4 protein-coding genes are annotated in these 4,223 nt (G+C 62.8%); 1 reads left to right on the plus strand and 3 read right to left on the minus strand.

Going from position 1 to position 4,223, the window contains the following annotated elements:
- Positions 1–351, minus strand: a 351-nt coding sequence (locus NW835_RS05210; RefSeq protein WP_414414704.1) for a J domain-containing protein, incomplete at its 3' end; no start/stop codon positions are given.
- Positions 352–398: 47 nt separating this feature from the next.
- On the opposite strand from NW835_RS05210, the gene NW835_RS05215 reads away from it, so the two are divergent.
- A complete protein-coding gene (locus NW835_RS05215; RefSeq protein ID WP_414372547.1) occupies positions 399–683 on the plus strand; it encodes a DUF3082 domain-containing protein in 285 nt (94 codons plus the stop codon).
- A gap of 19 nt (positions 684–702) precedes the next feature.
- On the opposite strand, the gene NW835_RS05220 is transcribed toward NW835_RS05215, so the two are convergent.
- Both NW835_RS05220 and NW835_RS05225 read right to left on the minus strand, forming a co-directional pair.
- Positions 703–2,817: a transglycosylase SLT domain-containing protein gene (locus NW835_RS05220; protein ID WP_414414705.1), complete on the minus strand. Its 2,115-nt coding sequence runs from the start codon at positions 2,815–2,817 to the stop codon at positions 703–705.
- A gap of 23 nt (positions 2,818–2,840) precedes the next feature.
- Positions 2,841–4,223 (minus strand): S9 family peptidase (locus NW835_RS05225; protein ID WP_414414706.1); only part of this gene is annotated, 1,383 nt, incomplete at its 5' end.

Genomic DNA, 4,223 nt, shown 5'->3' on the forward strand with positions numbered 1-4,223 from the left:
CTGCCGAATCCAGGCTTCGCGGGCAATAGCCTCCTGGCTGACCGTCTCTGATGGGGAGCCAGTGGGCTGGGGGCGGGGCGGGGCGTAATTGGAGCGCAGTTGCCGATCGTACTCGCGGCGGGCTTGCGGATCCTTAAGCACCGCATAGGCAGCGTTGATCTGGCGAATACGCTCAGCGGCAGCCCGATCTTTTTTGGCCAGGAGGCTGTCGGGGTGGTGGTACTTGACCAGACGGCGATAGGCAGACTTGATCTCCGCTGCCGTCGCCAGCACCGAAACCCCCAACACTTCATAGTGGGAAACTGCTTCAGACCCGCTCCCCATCATTTTGTTCTCAGAACAAACGCTCATATTGTACCTGGAGCCTACAATAATGGTGAGTTTTCCGGTGCTGCCCCATGCCGTCCTCCTCCCATCCCCTCAACGCCCTTGTGGGGGCTGCCTTTGCTGCCAGTTTGGGCTATGGGTTCCTACAATTGCTGCTCTCGATGCTGGCCAAGCTGCCGCCAATCGACCTGGAAAGCGGATCCCTGGCGCGGGGGATCAGCATTCTGGTGCGCTACCTGCTGGTGGGATCCGTTTCCCTGATCACCTTCATGTTTGTCATGGTGGGCCTGGGGCTGGCAGCCTACTCGCTGCAATTGCTGGGAGAACGGCTGACCTCTTCTCGGCACCGATCCTAGCCGCAGTCGAGGGAGTTGGTTAGCCAGGACGCTGACGGAGGCGCTGGCTGACCAAGGTGCGCCCCTCTGGGGTGTAGAGCTGCCAGTAGTTCCAGTAGTTGCCAAAGACAGACTTGACATAGCCACGGGTTTCGGCAAAGGGGATCCGCTCCACAAATTCATCGGGATCCTCAAAGCCGAAGCGGCTTAGCCATCTGGCGACATTGCCAGGCCCGCCATTGTAGCTGGCCAGGGCCAGCAGGGTGTTGTCTTGATAGGTGCGGTGGGTGTAGTCAAAGTACCAGCATCCCAGGCGCAGGTTGTCGGCAGGGTTGGTGAGGCTGTACTGGGCTAGACTAACTTTTTGGGCAATCCAGCGGCCGGTGGCAGGCATCACCTGCATCAAGCCCAGCGCTCCCGAGGCCGAGACAATCTCCGGCTCAAAACGGGATTCCTGGCGGATCAAGGCTGCCACCATCAGGGAATTCAGGTTAAACTGCCGCGACCAGTAGGCCAGCCCAGGCCGGGCATAGGGATCTCCCTCCCACGTGTTCTCCGGGTCGGCGTAGTAGTGCAGCGGGTAGACGGCCTGCCAGAAATCCTGGCGCTGTCTCAAGCTCTGCAGCAGCGGGTCAGGCTCGGCGCTGAAGCGCAAAGCAGCCACCTGGTTGATCCCCTGGAGGTGCTCGCCAGCGTTGTTGCGCAAAATGCCGCTGGCAAAGCGCTCGGCCACGCTCATCTGGCGCGGATCCCGTTGCCGCAGGGCCGTTTCCCCCTGCCAGCGCTCCCAGGCCAGTTGGCTGGCGCCGATGAGATGCAAAGTTTGCGTGGCCTCAGAGACCCCTGGCAACGGTTGGCGCACCGGCTGAAAGTCCACCTCAACCCTTTGGCGGCCGCTGGAGAAATCTCCTACTGGCCAGCCCAGTTGCACCGCCGCCCGCCAGGCGTGGTAGGTGTGAGGGAATCGCTGCAGCACCTGCTGATAGGTTTGCCGTGCCGTCGCCCTATCCCCCAGGCGTTCCCGCCATTTGCCTGCCCAGTAGAGCAGTTGCGCCCCCATTTCCGTATCCTGCTGGGCCAAGCCAATCTGCTGGGCCAGAGCAATGGCTTGGCTGAGATTGCCCGCTTGCGCCTGGCGCCAAGCCACCGTCCAGGCGGCGTTGGCCGCTGCTTCGCTGGCCGGGAAACGCTCCCAAAGGGTCTGCCGCACCGCCTGGGCCGACTGCGGGCTGTCGTTGCGCTCATAAAGCTGGCTGAGGCTGAGCAGGGCCTCTGGGGCCTCTGGATTCGAGCCGGATCCCACCTGTCGGAGCAACTGAAGGGCTGTCGGCAGGTCGCTCAGCTCGGCCAGGCGACGCTGGGTGAGGGAGGCCTCGGCAGCCTCGGGAAATTGCGCCAGCAGCGCTTGGTAGGCGGCCCTGGCCTGGGGAAACTCCCGCGAGATCTGGTGGCTGCGGCCCTGGCGGTAGAGGTTTTGGGGGGTAGCAGGGGCGTGTTTGTAGGCGCGGGCGGCTTTGCCGTACTCCCGCTGCTCCCAGTAGGCATCGGCCAGGATCTGCCAGTCGGAGGCTGTGAGGGCTCCCTCCTGGGCTTGGCGCCAGCGATCCAAGAGGGGCGTTAACCCAGGGGTTTGCGGGTGATGTTGGGCCAGATCCCGCAGTAGGTCGTAGCGGTCGGGATGCTGCTGCAGCAAGTGCTGGAGGGCGCGAGCAGTCAAGGGGTGAGTGGGAAATTGCCGTCGCAGTTGCTCCACCTGGCCCATTCCCCACAGGGCATAGGCGGCTACAGGACTGTGGGGGTACTCCCGCAAGATCTTGGGCCACCAGATCTGGCGGGCAGTTTCTCGATCCCCCAGCTTTTCATAGGCCTGGGCCCTGAGCTTCCAAATTTCATCAGTGAGAACTGGCAGCTTCTCTTCCAAGCCTTGTAAGGACTCCAAGGCCGCTTGGGCTTGGCCGCCCTGGAGGGCTTTGTAGGCGCGCAAAAAGGCAGCGCCAGAAGTCGAGCTTGGGGATGCCGGCGGCACCGCCGCCATCTCAACGGGTTCTGCCCAGGAAGAAGTGTAAAAGCCCCAGAGGGCACCGCCTAGGACTCCGCCTGCTGCTAAGGCCGCGGCCACCCATTGCCTCCAGAGGTTGCTGGTTAGGCTCCCCATGCCTCCCTCCCCCAGCTCCTTGACTACGATACCCAACGGGGAGGCGCCGAGCCAGGGCAGGGAGGACTCCAGTTGGCGATGGGAACTGGCTCGAGGGGCTCTGGCAGGGGAAACCCCAGGATCTGGGCGTGGAAGTAAAGCTCTGCCTCCAGCGCCCGCTTGAGGTTGGCCGCCTGGCGGAAGCCGTGCTGTTCTCCCTCAAAGGGCACGTAGGCCACCGGGATCCCTTTGGCCTTCAGGGCAGCTACCATCTTCTCCGCTTGGTTGGGAGGAACGATGGCGTCCTCTAGGCCTTGAAAGAAAATGATCGGGCAGTTGAGACCCTCTAGGTGGTGGAGGGGAGAGCGCTCTCGGTAGAGATCCTGCCGTTGGGGGTAGGGGCCAATTAAGCTCTCCAAGTAGTGGGACTCAAACTTGTGAGTTTCTCGGGCCAGCGCTTCTAGGTCACTGATGCCGTAGTAGCTGGCGCCGGCGCGGAAAACCCTGTGAAACGTCAAAGCTGCCAGGGTCGTGTAGCCGCCGGCACTGCTGCCGCGAATGAGCAATCGCTCGCCGTCAACCCGGCCCTGCTGGGCCAAGAATCGGGCTCCAGCAATGCAATCTTCCACGTCCACAAGGCCCCATTGGCCCTTGAGGGCCTCCCGGTAGGCCCGTCCATAGCCGCTGCTGCCGCGGTAGTTGACATCCAAAACAGCAATCCCGCGGCTGGTCCAGTACTGGATCCCCAGGTCGAGCACGGCTGCTGTCGCCCCCGTGGGCCCGCCGTGACTTTTCACCAGCAGGGGCGGCTTTTCGCCGGCAGGGGCCACAAAGTCGCGGTTCTTGGGAGGATAGAAGAAGCCGTAGGCCACTGTCCCGCCAGAAGTGGGAAAGGTGATGGGCTCAGGGATCGACAAGTAACCAGGATCCACCGCCGCGCTGCTAGAACGGGCCACCACCTCCAATTGGCCAGAAGGTAAGTCCAGACAGACCAAGGCCATGGCTTCGCTGGGGGATCCGGCCAGGAAGGCAGCTTTTTCGCCGCTAACTTGGAGGTTGTGGAGCTCGGTGTAGGGTATGGGGAGCTCCTGCCGCCGTCCTGAACGCGGATCCAAAAGCGCCAGGTGGCAGAGCCCCTCTTGTCGATAGATGGCCAGGATTTGCCCATCCCCACAGAAGCCGTAGGTGCTCAGGCCAAACACCCACTGGGGCTCCCCAAACTCCGCTTCCATAGGACAGAGGGGAATCGGCCCTGAGGGATCCCAGCGGTAGAGGTTCCACCAGCCGCTGCGGTCGGAAACAAAGTAAAGCTCCCCCTGCGGCGACCACTGGGGTTGGAAAATGGACTCAGCCGGGCCGCCAACGAGTTTCTGGGGTTCTCCCAAGCTGCCGTCAGGAGCCACTTCCGCCCGCCACAGCTCCGTGCC

It is taken from the genome of Synechococcus sp. OH2, from assembly GCF_047462155.1.
Taxonomy (GTDB): Bacteria; Cyanobacteriota; Cyanobacteriia; order Thermostichales; family Thermostichaceae; genus Thermostichus.